The sequence below is a fragment of the Luteimonas qiangzhengi genome (genome assembly GCF_039548515.1).
Taxonomy (GTDB): domain Bacteria; phylum Pseudomonadota; class Gammaproteobacteria; order Xanthomonadales; family Xanthomonadaceae; genus Luteimonas.
The window spans coordinates 130,316-144,311 of the sequence record NZ_JBCLVE010000005.1 but is presented as its reverse complement, the minus strand read 5'-3'; the positions used below and the strand labels follow the sequence as shown (position 1 = coordinate 144,311).

Here is a 13,996-nt window from a genome sequence, read left to right as displayed (position 1 = left end):
CGACGTCACAGCGGCATGAACCGGGGTCGGGGCGTCGCCAAAGGCGTCAGGTGGGCAGTTCCAGCGCCGTGGCGTCCTCAACCAGCGCCGGCGAAAGCCAGCAGTGCGAGCCCAGCGGCTGCAGGCCAACGGCGTGCAGGCGATTGCGGTAGAAGCTGGCGGGGCGGCGCAGGAAGCCGTCGTCGTCGCCGATGGTCTGATCCTGGCGGGTAAAGGTTTCCAGGAACGCCACGCCGCCGCACAGCTCGGCCAGGCCCGCCAGGCCGCGGTCGATCTCGCGCGCCGGCAGGTAGTGCAGCACATCGGCGCAGATCAGCAGATCCACGGGTGGGCAGGGGCGCAGGTGTTCGAAATCGGCGAACCGGGCCCAGTGCAGGTTGCGCCGGGCGCCATGACGCTCGATCGCGTACAGGCTGCTGTCAAAGCCCAGGTAGTCGAGTTTGGGCCTGAGCTTGAGCAACGGGGCGCGCCACGCGCCTTCGCCGCAGCCGATGTCGAGCACCGTGCGGATCGGCCGCTCCAGGTGGTATTCGGCCGTGGCCACCGCCAGCGCCACTTTGCGTGCCAGCCGCTGCGGCCCGCCAAGGCCGGCGCCGCGGTACCAGCGGTCGAAATATTCGCGGTCGTACTGCTTTTCCATCCATCGGATCCCGGAAACCACTGTCTATTGTAGGAGCGTGAATCGGAATAGCGGGTTGTGCGATCCTGTCAGATGAATTCGGGGAGTCGTAAAAATGTATCTGTGGACCAAGACGTTCCACCTGCTGTTCGTTATCGCTTGGATGGCCGCTGTGTTCTACCTGCCGCGCATCCTGGTGAACATTGCCGAGGCCGGCGAATCCGCCGATGTGCGTGCGCGGCTGGTGCTGATGGGCCAGCGGCTGTACCGCTTCGGGCACATCATGTTCGGGCTGGCGGTGGTGCTGGGGCTGGTGTTGTGGATGGGGTTCAGCGTCGTGGGCGGCTGGCTGCATGCCAAGCTGCTGCTGGTGGCGCTGTTGCTGGCCCACTACATCGTGGCCGGGCGCTGGTTGAAGCGTGCCAACGCGGGCGCTGCGCTCACCACCAGCGGCAAGCTGCGCCTGTTCAATGAAATTCCTGTGTTCCTGCTGCTGGCCGTCATCTGGCTGGTGCTGGCCAAGCCGTTCTGATTACCGGGTTGGCGGTGGCTGCTGCTGCCGCCAACCGGATTTTTTACCAGCTGACTGACTACAAAGGGTGTTGCCATGCCTTCGTTCGATATCGTTTCCGAAGTGGATTCCCACGAGCTGACCAACGCTGTGGACCAGGCCAACCGGGAGCTCTCCAACCGGTTCGACTTCAAGAACGTGGACGCCACGTTCGAGCTGGAGGACGAGACCATCACGCTGTCGGCGCCCAGTGATTTCCAGCTCCAGCAGATGTCGGACATCCTGCGGGCGCGCCTGGCAGCGCGCAGCATCGACGTGCGCTGCCTTGAGATGGGTGAGGTGGAAACCAACCTGGCCCGCGCCCGGCAGAAGGTCAGCGTCAAGCAGGGCATCGGCCGCGAGCTGGCCAAGAAGATCCAGACAACCATGAAGACCGCCAAGCTGAAGGTCGACAGCCAGATCAACGGCGACAAGCTGCGGGTCAACGGCAAGAAGCGCGACGACCTGCAGGCCGCCATTGCGCTGCTGCGCGGCGAGGAATTCGAGCTGCCGCTGCAGTTCGAAAACTTCCGCGACTGAAACGGTAATCCCCGCCCGATGTCCTGTTCGGGCGCCGGGCCGCGTGCATGCAGTCATTGGCCGCCCTACGCCGGAGCGGCCCGTATCCATGGAGGGACGCGCATGCGTTCGAGTGCGGTACTGGTCGTGATCCTGCTGGCGCTTGGCCTTTCCGGCTGCGCCACCATGACCCAGGGCGAATGCCTGAGCGGTAACTGGCTGCGCGTCGGCTACCAGGACGGTGCCGTCGGTCATCCGCCTTCGCGCCTGGGCAATCATGAAGCCGCCTGCGCCGCGCACGGCGTGGGCGTGGACGCGCACGCCTATTTCGACGGGCGCGAGCGCGGCCTGCAGGAATACTGCACGCCGCACGGCGGGTTCGTGGCCGGGCGCAATGGTCGCACCTACCATGGGGTCTGCACGTATGAGATCGAGGGTGGGTTCCTGACCGGCTATGCCGACGGCCGCCACGTTCACGATGCGGACCAGCTGGCCTCCCGGGCCCGCTCGGATGTCAGCACCCGGGAAACGCGGATCCGCCGCCTGCAGCGCGACATCGATCGCGCACGCGAGCGCCTGGCAGGGGAGAGCGGTGACAACCGCAAAGCGCTGGCCGACGAGCTGCAGTCACTGCGGAGCGACCTGCGCCATGCCGAACGCGAACTGACCCAGGCACGGCGCGAGCGTGAAATGGCCGAGCACGAACTGCAGCGGGTGCTGTACCTGCTCGAACCCCGGTATCGCGGCGGCTGGTGAGGCCTTCAGATGGCCCAGCGCCTACTTGGGGGGCGTGGCTGGGGAGGAGTCGTTGCTGATGCGGTGCACGTCGTGGGTAGCGACGCCGAGGCTGCGATCCGGGAGGTCGAAAAACTCCGGGCGCTCCAGGGTCATCGCCATGTCCTCAAGGCCGCTCTGCCAGTGCTCGCGCAGCGGGATGCGGCCGAAGGCGTAGTCCTTGTGCTGTTGCTCGTGCGATTTTTTCTGGTAGATCAGATGGATGACATTGAACACCCGGTCGTCCAGGTAGGGCGCGAACACGTCGGCCAGGTGCGGCGGTAGCTGGCCCTCGGGCAGGCGTTCGATCAGCTCGTACAGGGCCGAGCGCAGCTGCTGCTCCAGCTCGACCATGCGGGTGCCGTGGCGGGTGCGGCTGGAGAAGCGGATGTCCTTGCTGCGCTCGAGCACGTCCAGCATGGTTTGCGGCCGCGCGCCGCGCGCGCTGAACAGGTCCACCTGCAGGGCCAGGGTGTCGCCGTCGGGGCGGCAGCCGAGCACGTATTCCAGCGGCGTGTTGGAAACAATTCCGCCATCCCAGTACCACTCGCCGTCGATCTCCACCGCCGGGAACGCCGGCGGCAGGGCACCGGAAGCGAGGATGTGTTCGACCCGGATGGCTTCGCGGTCGCTGTCGAAATAGCGGAAGTTGCCGCTGGTGATGCCGGCCGCGCCCACGGTCAGGCGCACGCTGCGGTCGTTGTTGATGCGGTCGAAATCCACGAAGCGCGCCAGCGTGTCGCGAAGTGGCGCCGTGTCGTAGAAGCTGGTGGCCTGCGGGCTGCCATCGGCGAACAGGAACGGCGAGAACATACGGGGCTCGAAGAACCCGCGCTGGCCCGCCAGCATCGCGCCCATTGCTCCCATGTCGCGGGCCCAGGACAGCAGGGTGGGATCTTCCGGGAAGGCGGCGACGGTGCCGCGCACCGCGGCGGTCAGCGGCCCCAGCGGGCCGGCGGCGGGCTCGGCGATCAGTTCCCAGAAGTCTCGCAGACGCTGGACGCGGTCCCCGGGAGGATTGCCCGCCAGGATCGCCGCGTTGATCGCGCCGATTGAAATGCCGGCAAACCAGTTCGGCCGGATCCCGACCTCGTGCAGACCTTCGTAGACGCCGCACTGGTAGCCGCCGAGCGCGCCGCCGCCCTGCAGTACCAGGGCGACGACGGGATAGCGCCCGACCCGCTCGCGGATCGCCGCCGGCTTGTTCACTGCATGAACCAGCCGTGGCTGACCACGACGCTCTGCCCGGTCAGCGCGTTGGTCTCGAACGCGGCCAGGTTGAGCGCCACGTTGGCGACGTCATCGACGGTGGTGAATTCGCCGTCCACGGTGTCTTTCAGCATGACGTCCTTGACCACTTCCTCTTCGCTGATGCCGAACTCCCTGGCCTGTTCGGGAATCTGCTTGTCCACCAGCGGGGTGCGCACGAAGCCCGGACAGATGACGTTGGCACGCACGCCATATTCGGCGGCCTCCCTGGCCACGGTGCGGCACAGGCCCAGCAGGCCGTGCTTGGCGGTGACGTAGGGCGCCTTGAGCTTGGAGGCCAGGTGCGAGTGCACCGAGCCCATGTAGATGATCGCGCCGCCTTCGCGACGCTTCTCCATGTCGCGCAGGCACTCGCGGCTGGTGAGGAAAGCGCCGTCCAGGTGGATGGCGAGCATCTTCTTCCAGTCGGCCAGGCTGAAATCGGTGACCTTGTTGACGATCTGGATGCCGGCGTTGGAGACCAGCACGTCCACGCGGCCCCATTCGGAGACGACTTTCGCCACGCCATCGACCACCTGCTGTTCGTCGGTGACGTCCATGGCCACGGCGATGGCCTGGCCGCCATCGTCGCGGATCGCCTGCGCGGCGGCCTCCGCGGCCTCAAGCTTGAGGTCGGCGATGGCGACGCGGCCGCCAGCCTGCGCATAGACCTCGGCAATGCGCTTGCCGATGCCGCTGGCCGCGCCGGTCACGATGCAGACCTTGCCGTCGAGTCGGTTCATGCGGGTGCTCCGTTGTTCGGTGATTGCCGGCAGCATACCGGTCGAAGCGGGTCGGATCAGGGGCGCATGAAATCTGCGGGATGGGGCAGGTTCACCGGGACGCCGTCGGCGTTGCACAGGTCCGCATCGCACAGGCGCTGGCGCAGACGCGGGCTGGACTGGACCATGAAGTGATACAGCACATGCTGCTCCACGTTGCCGCGCACGGCGTGCGAGCCGGGGCCGCGCGCCCAGACGCCAACGTCGTCACCGCCATGGGTTTCGCTGCTGAGCGGCACGGTCACCTCCTGCATGTAGTCGCGGTGGGCGGTGTCCACGCCGGTGAGGTCGGGCCGGCCGTCGGCTGCACGGTAGCCGCGTCCGTGGTGCGGATGGGTCTTGGGACCTTCCGCCTGGCTGTCGCTGGCGCCCACGTAGCCCGGGCCGTTGGCGTAGCCCAGGGTGGTGTAGGGCAGGCCGGTGGCATCCAGGGTGTCGCCGTCCGCGCTGCCCGGATCGGTGCTGACCTTGCCCAGGATTGGGTTGCCGCGCGCCGGGTAGCCGGCAAAGGTCAGGGTGTGGGCGTGGTCGGCGGTGACCAGGATCAGGGTGTCGGCTTCGTCGGTCATTTCGGCGGCAGCCTGGACCGCATCGGCCATGGCCACGGTGTCGACCAGGGCGCGGTGGGCGTTGCCGTAGTGGTGGGCGTGATCGATGCGGCCGCCTTCCACCAGCAGCACGTAGCCTTCGCCGCTGTCCTGCAGGCGGCTGATCGCCTCGCGGGTCAGTTCGGCCAGGCTCGGCTCGTCCGGGTCCTGCTCGGCGCGGTCGGCTTCAAAGTGCAGGTGGTCGTATTCGAACAGGCCCAGGATCGGGCCTTCACCGCTGGCAGCCTGCATCTGCTCGCGGTTCCACACGAAGGCGCCAGCGGGGTTGTTCGCCTGCCATTCGCTGATCAGGTTGCGCCCGTCGGTGCGCCGGCCGGTGCGATCGCGCTCCGGGTCCTGTGCGTCCTGCGGCAGGAAGTGCTGGCGGCCGCCGCCGAAAATCACCTGTGGGCCGGTGCCGAAGGGGTTCTCCAGCAGCTGGGCGGCAATGTCGGTGCAGCCCAGATCGCGGGCCGCGGCCGGCACCTGGGCGTCGTTTTCCCAGTTGCGGTCGGGTGAACGGGCGAAAGTCGCCGCCGGCGTGGCGTGGGTGATGCGGGTAGTGGTGACGATGCCGGTGGCCATGCCGGCGCTCTGGGCCAGTTCCAGCACGCTCAGCAGGCCGCGCTCGCCGTAGGCGCTGCAGTCGCCGCGCGGGCGGGTCTGGTCGACGTTGATCACGCCGGCGCGGGTCTTCACCCCGGTGGCCATCGCGCTCATGGTGCCGGCCGAATCCGGGGTCTGCATGTCGGTGTTGTAGGTGCGCGACAGCGCCGTGTGCGGGAAGTCTTCCCAGCTCAGCCGGTATTCCTCGCCGGCGTCGCCCTCGCGCTGGCCGGCCAGGATGCGGGCGGCGGCCACGGTGGTCAGGCTCATGCCGTCGCCCACGAACAGGATCACGTTGCGGGCATTGCCCTCCATCGCGCCGCGTTCGGCGGCCGCGGCCGCACCGCTCTGGAACCACCACTGCGGAGTTTCACCCGCGGGTCGCTCGATGGTGGGCACTGCGATGGGTGCGATGTTGAGTGCCCGGGCGGCGGTGGGAGCCTGGTCACGGACGGGCGTGGCGCAGGCGGCGAGCAGGGTGGCAAGACAACACAGGACAGGAATGCGCATCGATCTCGGGGGCGGGAAATGTAAAGCGGCCATTATGCCGCCGCTGGTGCGCTGCTGTGTTGCAGTTAGAAGACCGCGCCGGGGCGCGGCGCTGGGTTAAGGTCTCCTGTTCCCTGTAATGACGACGGTGTGCCATGGCCTGGTGGTTCCGAATTCCCTTCTGGCAGCGCGTGGCCGCGGGCTTCGTGCTGGGCGCGCTGGTGGGCTGGCTGATGGGCCCCGCTGCCGGCACCTGGCTGCAGCCGCTGGGCACCCTGTACATCAACCTGATCCGCATGATCGCCGTCCCGCTGGTGTTCTTCGCCGTGCTCAACGCGGTCTCGGCGCTGCACGGGCAGCACAGGATGGCCGAGCTGGGCGGCCGTACCTTCGGCTGGTTCGCGGCCACCGCGGTGTTGGCGGTGGGCGTGGCGTTCGCGGTCTCCTCGTTCATCAGCCTCGGCCACGGCGTGGACCTGCTGCCACCGGCGGACTTCGTGCCGCGCGACGTGCCCACCCCGGTCCAGGTGGTGCTGGACCTCGTGCCGACCAACCCGTTCGCGGCGCTGGCCGAGGGCAATATCCTGCAGGTGATCTTCTTCGCCGGCCTGCTTGGCTTCGCCCTGGTGAAGCTGGGCGATCGCACCGAAGCGCTGCGCAAGGTCGTCGGTCAGGGCAGCGAAGCGATGATCCAGGTCACCCGCTTCGTGCTGGAGGTGACCCCGATCGGCACCTTCGGCCTGATCGGCGCCCTGGTGGGGACCTACGGCTTCGAACAGCTGCTGCCGCTGGGCAATTTCGTGATCGCGATCTACGTGGCCTGCGCGCTGCACATCGTGTTCGTCTATGGCGGCCTGCTGCTGACCCATGGGTTGAACCCGATCAAGTTCTTCCGCGGGGCGGCGCCGGCCATGCAGGTGGCGTTCGCCAGCTCGTCCAGCTTTGCGTCGCTGCCGGTGGCGCTGCGCAGCGCCACCCACAACCTGGGCGTGGACAAGGATTACGCCGCCTTTGCGGTGCCTTTGGGCGCGAGCATCAAGATGGATGGCTGCGGCGCGATTTTCCCGGCGATGGCGGCAGTGTTCGCCGCGCAGTATTACGGGATCGAGCTGAGCGCCGCCCAGTACATGATCATCCTGTTGGCCTCGGTGCTGGGCAGCTTCGGCACCGCCGGGGTGCCGGGCACGGCCGTGGTGATGGCCACGGTGGTGCTGAGCGCTGCCGGGCTGCCGCTGGAGGTGCTGGGCATCCTGCTGGCGATCGACCGCATCCTGGACATGATGCGCACCATGACCAACGTGACCGGGCAGATGCTGGTGCCGGTGCTGGTGGCCAAGGAGACCGGATTGCTGGACCGCGAAGCCTACGAGCGCGCTTCCAGCAACATCGGCGTGGAAGAGGTCTCCGACAGCAGATAGCCAGCGGGCGCCAACGCGGCTGTCACCCGCGCGGTGATTACATCGGGCTCCAACCCCCACCCGGAGCGAACGATGACCGATCCCCGCGAACTCGAAGAAAAATTCTGGAAGGCCCTGGAAGACGACCGCACAGTCATGCTCGGGCTGGACGGCAAGGAAGACGGCCACGCCCGGCCGATGACCGCCCAGTGCGAGGAGCGCCGCTCGCCGATCTGGTTCTTCACCTCGGCCGACAACGCGCTGGTGCAGCAGCTCGGACAGGGCGGTGGCCGGGCAGTTGCCGGCTTCGCTTCCAAAGGCCATGACCTGTTCGCCAGCATCCGCGGCACCCTGCGCGTGGATACCGACCGCGCGGTGGTGGAGCGCCTCTGGAATCCGTTTGTCTCGGCCTGGTATGAGGGCAAGGACGATCCGAAGCTGCGCCTGCTGCGGCTGGATACCGAGGACGCCGAGGTGTGGACGGATGCCAGCAGCATGCTGGCCGGCGTCAAGATGCTGTTCGGCATGGACCCGAAGAAGGATTTCAAGGACAAGGTCGGCCAGGTCGACCTGCGCTGAGCGAGGGCGTGACCGTGCCGGGCGATCTGGTGGTGCTGACGCCGCAAGGCCTGTACTGCCCGCCCGGTGATTTCCACATTGACCCGTGGCGCCCGGTGCCCCGCGCCGTCATCACCCACGGCCACGGTGATCACGCGCGCGGCGGCATGGGTTGCTACTACGTCGCCGAAGAAGGCCTGCCGATCCTTGAGTGGCGCCTGGGTCAGCAGGACTACCGGGTGCACGCGCTGGGCGAGCGGGTGCGCATCGGCGATGCGGTGGTGTCATTCCACCCGGCCGGACACGTGCTGGGTTCGACCCAGGTGCGGATCGAAGCTGGGGGCGAGGTCTGGGTGGCTTCCGGCGACTACAAGCGCGATCCGGATCCGACCTGCCTGCCGTTCGAGGTGGTGCCCTGCGATGTGTTCATTACCGAATCGACCTTCGGCCTGCCGATCTATCGCTGGCCGCCGGCCTCGGAAGTAGCAGCGGAGATTGAAGCCTGGCGGGCGGAGTGTGAAGCCAATGGTGAGGTCGCGATCCTCTATTCCTATGCGCTGGGCAAGGCGCAGCGGGTGCTGGCCGAGCTGGCCGCGCACACCGATCGCCCGGCCTGGCTGCACGGCGCCATCGATGCCGGGGTGCAGGTCTACCGCCAGGCCGGTGTGCACATGCTGGACACGCAGCGGGTCGCTGATGAAGCGCGCGGCGCCGACTTTGCCGGCCGGCTGGTGATCGCGCCGCCCTCGGCGGCCGGCAGTCCGTGGATCCGGCGTTTCCGCCGGGCCCAGCAGGGTTTTGCCTCGGGCTGGATGCGAATCCGCGGCAACCGCCGGCGGCGCAACTACGACCGCGGTTTCGTGGTGTCCGACCATGCCGACTGGCCGGCGCTGCTGCGCACCGTGGAAGAAACCGGGGCGCGCCGGGTCATTGCCACCCACGGCGATACCGACGCCTTGGTGCGCGTGCTCAACGAGCGCGGCATCGACACGGGCACGTTTGTCACCGGGTATGGCGTCACCGGGTATGGCGAGGACGACTGATGCGCCGCTTCGCCGCCCTCTACGAGCGCCTTGACCGCAGCACTGGCACCACCGACAAGCGGTGCGCGCTGATCGATTATTTCCGTGACGCGCCACCCCGTGATGCGGCGTGGGCCCTGTGGCTGCTGGCTGGCGGAAAGGTGAGCGGCGCGCGCAGGAAGATTGCCGGTACCGGTGAGCTTCGTGCCTGGATCGGCGAGGAAGCCGGCACCCCTGAGTGGCTGGTGGAAGCCTGTCATCACCAGGTGGGTGACCTGGCCGAAACCCTGGCGCTGCTGCTGGACGATCCGGCCGATGAAGCGATGGCCGACATTGGGCTGGCGGAATGGATCGAACAGCGCCTGGTCCCGGTGGCGAACGCCGATCCTGAAGTGCGCCGCGCGGTAGTGGTGGGTGCCTGGCGCAGCCTTGCCTTCCGCGAGCGGCTGGCCTTCAACAAGCTCCTCACCGGGGCACTGCGGGTCGGCGTGTCGCAGGGTCTGGTGCAGCGGGCGCTGGCGGAAATGTCCGGGGTTGATATCGCCCTGATTGCCCAGCGCATGCTCGGGCGTTGGACGCCCAGCGAAGACTTCCTGCAGGGCCTGCTTTCGCTCGAACCCCAGAAAGGCGACGCCGCGCTGCCGTATCCGTTCTTCCTGGCTTCGCCGCTGGAGGGTGAACCGGACGCGCTGGGGCCCATCGCGGACTGGCTGCTGGAATGGAAGTGGGACGGAATCCGCCTGCAGCTGATCCGTCGCAATAACGATGTGGCGCTGTGGTCGCGTGGGGAGGAGCGGATGGACGGCCGCTTTCCAGAGATCGAAGCGGCGGCAGAGTTGCTGACGCATGACTGCGTGATCGATGGCGAGCTGCTGGCCTGGCAGCCGGGCGAGTCGATGCCGATGCCCTTCAGCGCGCTGCAGACCCGCATCCAGCGGCTGAAGCCGGGACCGAAATCATTATCCGCCGCACCTGCGCGGGTGCTGGCCTATGACCTGCTGGAGCTGGAAGGCGAAGACCTGCGCCAGCGCCCGCTGCACGAGCGGCGCAGGGTGCTGACCGAACTGCTGGGCGGCTTACAGACCGCGGATGGAGAGGACAAGCCGCGTATCGTCCTGTCACCCCGCGTCGAGACATCCAGCTGGGAACGCGCCGCCGGACTGCGGGAGGGCTCGCGCGATCTGGGCGTGGAAGGCCTGATGCTCAAGCGCACCGATTCGCCCTACCGCCACGGCCGTAAACGCGGCGACTGGTGGAAGTGGAAGGTGGATCCGCTCACCATCGACGCGGTGCTGATCTACGCCCAGTCCGGCAGCGGCCGGCGCAGCATGCTGTTTACCGACTACACCTTCGGCCTGTGGGATGGCGACGCGCTGGTGCCCGTGGCCAAGGCCTACTCGGGGCTCGACGACGCCGGGATTCTGCGCCTGGACCGCTGGATCCGGGCCAACACGCTGGAGCGCTTCGGGCCGGTGCGCGCGGTGCAGCAGGTGCACGTGTTCGAGCTGGGCTTCGAGGGCGTGAACGTGTCCCGTCGCCACAAATCAGGTATCGCGGTGCGCTTCCCGCGGATCCTGCGCTGGCGCGAGGACGAGCCGGCCGGCGAAGCCGATCGTCTGGAGACCCTGCAGGCACTGGCGCGGTGATGGGCCCAACGCCGCCACGACGGCGCGGCCGGACCGAGGCGCCGCTGACAGACTGGTTCGCCGCCCGGGGCTGGCGCCCGGCGCCGTTCCAGCGGACCGCCTGGAAACACTATCTGCGCGGCGAATCGGGCCTGCTGGTCACGCCCACCGGCAGCGGCAAGACCCTGGCCGCGGCGGGCGGCCCGCTGCTTGAGGCGCTGCGCCTGGGGGATGCACCCGCGCCGAAGCGCACGCCAGCCAACGCGCCGCCGCGCCTGCGCCTGCTCTGGATCACCCCGCTGCGCGCGCTGGCTGCCGATACCACGCGTGCGCTGCGCGATCCGATCGAAGCCCTCGGCGTGCCCTGGACCGTGGCCATGCGCACCGGCGACGCGGGTGCACGCGACCGCCGCCTGGCCCGGCGCGGGCTGGCCGACGTGCTGGTGACCACGCCCGAATCGCTGTCGCTGGCCCTGTCCTATCCCGATGCCGGCGGCATCTTCTCCGGCGTGCGCGGCGTGGTGGTGGATGAGTGGCATGAGCTGCTGGGCAACAAACGCGGTGTGCTGCTGCAGCTGAGCCTGGCGCGGCTGCGCGTATTGGCACCGGGTGCCCGCATCTGGGGCCTTTCGGCCACGCTTGGAAACCTGGAAGAGGCGCGCGACGTGCTGCTCCCGCACCGCCCGGACGCGCCGATCCTGACCGCGCCGCGTCGCAGGAAGATGACCCTGGAAACGCTGCTTCCCGGTAGCGGTGAACGCTTTCCGTGGGCCGGGCACCTCGGCCTGTCGCAGCTCGAGCGCGTCGCCGAGGTGCTGCAACGCAGCGGCAGCAGCCTGCTGTTCACCAATACGCGTTCGCAGGCCGAGCTGTGGCATCGCGCGCTGCAGTCGGTCTGGCTGGATGATCCATCCACCCTGGCGCTTCATCATGGTTCGCTCGACGCCAGCCTGCGCAGTGCCGCCGAGCAGGGGCTGCGCGATGGCAGCGTGCGCTGCGTGGTGGCCACCTCCAGTCTGGATCTTGGCGTTGATTTCCCCGCGGTCGACCAGGTGCTGCAGGTGGGCAGTCCCAAGGGCATGGTGCGGCTGCTGCAGCGCGGCGGCCGGGCAAGGCACCGGCCGGGCGAGGCGGGCCACGTGGTGTGCGTGCCCACCCATGCGCTGGAACTCGCCGAGTACGCGGCAGCGCGGCGCGCGCTGGCGGCGGGAAGAATCGAATCGCGCCCGCCGCCGCGCCTGTCGCTGGATGTGCTGGCCCAGCACTGCGTCACGCTGGCGCTGGGCGGCGGGTTCCAGGCGGATGCGCTGCGGGAAGAAGTGCGCGGCACTCACGCCTTCGCCAGCCTGTCCGATTCCGCGTGGCAGGCGGTATTGGACTTCATCGTGCGCGGCGGCAACGCGCTGGAGTCCTACCCCGACTACCGGCGCGTGGTGCGAGACGACGACGGCGTCTACCGGGTGCACGAGCGCCGCGTCGCCTTCCGCCACCGGCTGTCGATCGGCACCATCACCAGCGATGGCGGTGTGCAGGTGCGCTTCCTCAAGGGCGGGTACCTGGGCGTGGTGGAAGAGACGTTTGTTTCGCGGCTGCGCCCGCGTGACCGCTTCCAGTTCGCCGGGCGCACCCTGGAGCTGGTGCAGTTCAAGGACATGACCGCGTACGTGCGCATCGCCGGCAAGGGCGAGGGGACCGTGCCGCGCTGGCAGGGTGGACGCATGCCACTTTCAGGCGAGCTGGGCGAGGAAGTGGAAGCGATCCTTGCCGAGCCGGTGAAAAGCCCGGAAATGCGGGCGCTTGCCCCGCTGTTGAAACTGCAGGCCGCGATCTCCGCCCTGCCCACGCCGGACACCCTGCTGGTGGAGGCGATGAAGACCCGCCAGGGCTGGCACCTGTTCGTGTTCCCGTTTGCCGGCCGGGCGGTACATGAAGGCCTGGCACCGCTGCTGGCGCTGCGCTGGGCACGCGAGGCACCGAATACCTTTTCATGGGCGGTGAACGACTACGGCCTGGTGCTCAATGCCCAGGCGGAAGCCTGGCCGGAGTCGGCGCTGCTAGCCCGCATGTTGGCCGGCGAAAGCCTGCTGGAAGATCTGCGCGAAAGCCTCAATCTGGGCGAGCTTGCCCGGCGCCAGTTCCGTGAGATCGCGCGCGTTGCCGGTCTGCTGCCGCCGTCGCTGCCCGGCCGCGCGGCCCGGTCGCTGCGCCAGCTGCAGGCCTCCAGCGGCCTGCTGTTCGATGTGCTGCAGCGGCATGATCCCAGCCACGTTCTGCTGGCCCAGGCCGAGCGCGAAGTGCTGGAATCGCAGCTGGAAGTGCGCCGCCTGGCCCAGGCGCTGGAACGCTGTCGGGGGCGCCGGCTCGACCTGCACCGCCCGCGTGGACTGACTCCGCTGGCATTCCCGCTGTGGGCCGAATCGGTGCGCGGCCAGCTCAGCACCGAGGACTGGCGCACCCGCGTGCGCCGTGCGGCCGAGCAGCTGGAGAAGCGCCATGGATGATCCTTCACGCAGCGCAGTTGACCTGCTGATCGCCGGCGAACCGATACGCCTGCTGGCCGATCGCGCGCTGTACTGGCCGGCGCGCCGGAGGCTGCTGATCGCCGACCTGCACCTGGGCAAGGGCGACATTCTGCGCGCAGCCGGCATTGCGGTTCCCAGCGGCGGCACCAGTCACGACCTGGCCAGACTCGGCGTCCTGCTTCGGGCAACCGGCGCCAGCCAGCTATGGGTGCTCGGAGACTTCCTGCACGGCCCGAGGCAACCGCGGGTAGAAGCGGTCTGGCGGGCTTTTCTCGATGCCCATCCGGACTGCAGCTGCAGCGTGATCGCCGGCAACCACGACCGCGCCCTGGTGGCGGATGCCGCCGGCGTGGTGCACCTGCCCGATGACGTTGCAGACGGTCCGTTCCGCTTCCGCCACATGCCTGTCGAAGCCCCGGAGCCGGATGCCGGACACGTCATCTGCGGCCACGTGCATCCGGTGGTGCGGCTCCCGGGTCTGCCCGGCCGTCATCCGGCGCTCGCCCTCGACCCGCACCAGAGCATCCTGCCCGCGTTTTCCGCCTTTACCGGCGGCTGGCTGCTGGAGGCGGACAGCAGCTGGATCGCCTGCGCGCGCAGCGAGCTGGTCGGCCACCGGGATGCTGACTGGCGTTCCGGTCCGGAGTCCCCGGACTCCTGAGGGCGAGCCACAAACAGACAGGCCGCCCGAAGGCGGC

At 68.5% G+C, this 13,996-nt stretch carries 13 protein-coding genes; 9 read left to right on the top strand and 4 right to left on the bottom strand.

Annotated features, from left to right (window positions below; genetic code table 11):
* Positions 1 to 46: 46 nt before the first annotated feature.
* Positions 47 to 640, bottom strand: a complete 594-nt coding sequence (locus WCE59_RS04720; protein ID WP_343257562.1) for a class I SAM-dependent DNA methyltransferase — start codon at positions 638 to 640, stop codon at positions 47 to 49.
* 94 nt (positions 641 to 734) lie between these two features.
* Here WCE59_RS04720 and WCE59_RS04715 point away from each other — a divergent pair, with 94 nt between their 5' ends.
* From WCE59_RS04715 to WCE59_RS04705, 3 genes are all read left to right on the top strand, one after another.
* Positions 735 to 1,151, top strand: coding sequence for a CopD family protein (locus tag WCE59_RS04715; RefSeq protein WP_343257561.1), 417 nt, complete (start codon positions 735 to 737; stop codon positions 1,149 to 1,151).
* A 75-nt stretch (positions 1,152 to 1,226) separates the two neighbouring features.
* On the top strand, positions 1,227 to 1,709 hold the full coding sequence (locus tag WCE59_RS04710; RefSeq protein ID WP_343257560.1) for a YajQ family cyclic di-GMP-binding protein: 483 nt from the start codon (positions 1,227 to 1,229) through the stop codon (positions 1,707 to 1,709).
* 102 nt (positions 1,710 to 1,811) lie between these two features.
* Complete coding sequence (locus WCE59_RS04705) at positions 1,812 to 2,444, top strand: DUF2799 domain-containing protein (RefSeq protein WP_343257559.1); 633 nt, start codon at positions 1,812 to 1,814, stop codon at positions 2,442 to 2,444.
* A 21-nt stretch (positions 2,445 to 2,465) separates the two neighbouring features.
* Here WCE59_RS04705 and WCE59_RS04700 read toward each other — a convergent pair whose 3' ends face one another.
* Genes WCE59_RS04700 through WCE59_RS04690 form a run of 3 tightly spaced genes read right to left on the bottom strand, consistent with a single transcriptional unit; the run spans position 2,466 to position 6,195 of the window.
* Positions 2,466 to 3,671, bottom strand: a complete 1,206-nt coding sequence (locus WCE59_RS04700) for a patatin-like phospholipase family protein (protein ID WP_343257558.1) — start codon at positions 3,669 to 3,671, stop codon at positions 2,466 to 2,468.
* Positions 3,668 to 4,453: a 3-hydroxybutyrate dehydrogenase gene (locus WCE59_RS04695; RefSeq protein ID WP_343257557.1), complete on the bottom strand. Its 786-nt coding sequence runs from the start codon at positions 4,451 to 4,453 to the stop codon at positions 3,668 to 3,670. The genes WCE59_RS04700 and WCE59_RS04695 overlap by 4 nt, the downstream gene beginning before the upstream one ends.
* Positions 4,454 to 4,509: 56 nt before the next feature.
* Positions 4,510 to 6,195: an alkaline phosphatase gene (locus WCE59_RS04690; RefSeq protein WP_343257556.1), complete on the bottom strand. Its 1,686-nt coding sequence runs from the start codon at positions 6,193 to 6,195 to the stop codon at positions 4,510 to 4,512.
* A 134-nt stretch (positions 6,196 to 6,329) separates the two neighbouring features.
* On the opposite strand from WCE59_RS04690, the gene WCE59_RS04685 reads away from it, so the two are divergent.
* From WCE59_RS04685 to pdeM, 6 genes are all read left to right on the top strand, one after another.
* On the top strand, positions 6,330 to 7,592 hold the full coding sequence (locus WCE59_RS04685; RefSeq protein WP_343257555.1) for a dicarboxylate/amino acid:cation symporter: 1,263 nt from the start codon (positions 6,330 to 6,332) through the stop codon (positions 7,590 to 7,592).
* A gap of 72 nt (positions 7,593 to 7,664) precedes the next feature.
* Complete coding sequence (locus WCE59_RS04680; protein WP_343257554.1) at positions 7,665 to 8,150, top strand: pyridoxamine 5'-phosphate oxidase family protein; 486 nt, start codon at positions 7,665 to 7,667, stop codon at positions 8,148 to 8,150.
* On the top strand, positions 8,147 to 9,172 hold the full coding sequence (locus WCE59_RS04675; protein WP_449284111.1) for a ligase-associated DNA damage response exonuclease: 1,026 nt from the start codon (positions 8,147 to 8,149) through the stop codon (positions 9,170 to 9,172). The genes WCE59_RS04680 and WCE59_RS04675 overlap by 4 nt, the downstream gene beginning before the upstream one ends.
* Positions 9,172 to 10,797 carry an ATP-dependent DNA ligase gene (locus tag WCE59_RS04670; protein WP_343257552.1) on the top strand — a complete coding sequence of 542 codons (1,626 nt, stop codon included), beginning with the start codon at positions 9,172 to 9,174 and terminating at the stop codon, positions 10,795 to 10,797. The genes WCE59_RS04675 and WCE59_RS04670 overlap by 1 nt, the downstream gene beginning before the upstream one ends.
* The gene (locus WCE59_RS04665) at positions 10,797 to 13,277 is read left to right on the top strand and encodes a ligase-associated DNA damage response DEXH box helicase (protein WP_343257551.1); all 2,481 of its coding nucleotides are present in this window, start codon (positions 10,797 to 10,799) and stop codon (positions 13,275 to 13,277) included. The genes WCE59_RS04670 and WCE59_RS04665 overlap by 1 nt, the downstream gene beginning before the upstream one ends.
* On the top strand, positions 13,270 to 13,959 hold the full coding sequence (pdeM, locus tag WCE59_RS04660) for a ligase-associated DNA damage response endonuclease PdeM (protein WP_343257550.1): 690 nt from the start codon (positions 13,270 to 13,272) through the stop codon (positions 13,957 to 13,959). Before WCE59_RS04665 ends, pdeM begins: the two co-directional genes overlap by 8 nt.
* Positions 13,960 to 13,996 lie beyond the last annotated feature (37 nt).

Bases quoted from the DNA above. Each gene is read 5' to 3' on its own strand.
- WCE59_RS04720 (WP_343257562.1), bottom strand. From the start codon at position 640: ATGGAAAAGCAGTACGACCGCGAATATTTCGACCGCTGGTACCGCGGC.
- WCE59_RS04690 (WP_343257556.1), bottom strand. From the start codon at position 6,195: ATGCGCATTCCTGTCCTGTGTTGTCTTGCCACCCTGCTCGCCGCCTGC.
- WCE59_RS04695 (WP_343257557.1), bottom strand. From the start codon at position 4,453: ATGAACCGACTCGACGGCAAGGTCTGCATCGTGACCGGCGCGGCCAGC.
- pdeM (WP_343257550.1), top strand. From the start codon at position 13,270: ATGGATGATCCTTCACGCAGCGCAGTTGACCTGCTGATCGCCGGCGAA.
- WCE59_RS04715 (WP_343257561.1), top strand. From the start codon at position 735: ATGTATCTGTGGACCAAGACGTTCCACCTGCTGTTCGTTATCGCTTGG.
- WCE59_RS04680 (WP_343257554.1), top strand. From the start codon at position 7,665: ATGACCGATCCCCGCGAACTCGAAGAAAAATTCTGGAAGGCCCTGGAA.
- WCE59_RS04665 (WP_343257551.1), top strand. From the start codon at position 10,797: ATGGGCCCAACGCCGCCACGACGGCGCGGCCGGACCGAGGCGCCGCTG.
- WCE59_RS04710 (WP_343257560.1), top strand. From the start codon at position 1,227: ATGCCTTCGTTCGATATCGTTTCCGAAGTGGATTCCCACGAGCTGACC.
- WCE59_RS04705 (WP_343257559.1), top strand. From the start codon at position 1,812: ATGCGTTCGAGTGCGGTACTGGTCGTGATCCTGCTGGCGCTTGGCCTT.
- WCE59_RS04670 (WP_343257552.1), top strand. From the start codon at position 9,172: ATGCGCCGCTTCGCCGCCCTCTACGAGCGCCTTGACCGCAGCACTGGC.
- WCE59_RS04685 (WP_343257555.1), top strand. From the start codon at position 6,330: ATGGCCTGGTGGTTCCGAATTCCCTTCTGGCAGCGCGTGGCCGCGGGC.